The sequence below is a fragment of the Oleiphilus sp. HI0061 genome, from assembly GCF_001635675.1.
The window spans coordinates 1-1185 of the sequence record NZ_LWFE01000542.1 but is presented as its reverse complement, the minus strand read 5'-3'; the positions used below and the strand labels follow the sequence as shown (position 1 = coordinate 1185).

General features: G+C 47.2%; 2 protein-coding genes. Both read right to left on the bottom strand.

Annotation, left to right across the window (positions count from 1 at the left end):
- The coding region (locus tag A3735_RS07110) for a hypothetical protein (protein WP_156499490.1) at positions 1-298 on the bottom strand (298 nt) is incomplete at its 3' end.
- Positions 299-390: 92 nt separating this feature from the next.
- Positions 391-1185: triacylglycerol lipase (locus tag A3735_RS07105; RefSeq protein ID WP_197485729.1), on the bottom strand; the 795-nt coding region annotated here is incomplete at its 5' end.

Genomic DNA, 1185 nt, shown 5'->3' with positions numbered 1-1185 from the left:
CCTGGTCATCCACCTGCAGACTTTGCTGCATTTGAGTCCCTTGAAGCGAGTCAGGCAATGTACCTAGTCGACTCTCGTATGCAAGGGCATTGATAAGCTGAACACCTTCAGCCTGATCACTCGCCAATGGCCGATCCTCAAGCTGAGATAACCTGCTGCCTTGATTCAGACTGAGGAGACTAGTATGAGCCGCCCCCCCTTCATCAAATACAAAAGTACTTACAATCATCGCCAATGCTGCTACGCCAGCACCGCCCAATAGAAAGCTTCTCTTAACTAGTTTGGTTTGATGAGTCATTGACAAGCGATACCTTATGTTCTTGGAAAGTTAGAAGTTCTACTAGCTGCTGAAAACAGCTCCCCTAAAAGCATAGAGGAGCTGTAAAAGGCTTATAGTCCAGCAGACTTCAAGCGTGATGCCTGATTCTTATATAAAGTTAGAGGATCAGTCTCAAACAGATGGTGAATACCAAAGACATGATTCACTGCATCCATATGGTTCATGTTATAGCGCGTACCGATAACATCTCCCCAATGCTGGTCACAACGTTCAACCAAGCCATCGTTCGCACCACTGATCGTTGCACCCGTAAACATCAAGAACGCATCTGAAATATCTAAAGCATTGGTAAATGTCGCATCACCACCCCATGAGTAGTAACGAATACCATTTACTTTAGATGCACCTTCACCACAACGTGAGCTAGGCTTTCCATCCGGGAATAAAGCGTTAAACTGGTTAGCGCCTGGCGATGTCATGAACGTTACTGAGGCCTTCGCATCCTGCGCATACTCAGGGTTGCCTGACAAGGCATCAATTACGTTACCAAGCAGATTAAGAGATCCTTCGACCAATGCTTCAAGGCCACCACCAACAGGAACGATACCGCGAGCAACATCAGCGAAGTCAGAACCAAAGTTCACCGCATTGATAGTCGTTACCGAAGCAACCAAGTCAGGTCTTACGCCCGCTGCATAGCGTACAGTTGGCCCACCCAAGCTGTGGCCCATCAAGTTGAATTTCTGCGCACCCGTCGCCGCACGAAGATCTTCCAATGCTGCAATAAGGTCTTCTCCACGCTGGTATGCATCATCCCATGCAGTCACATTCGGCGCATAAACCTTGGCACCACGTTCTTTAAGAGCACTTTTAACACCATAAAAGTAATCGATACCTAAAATATC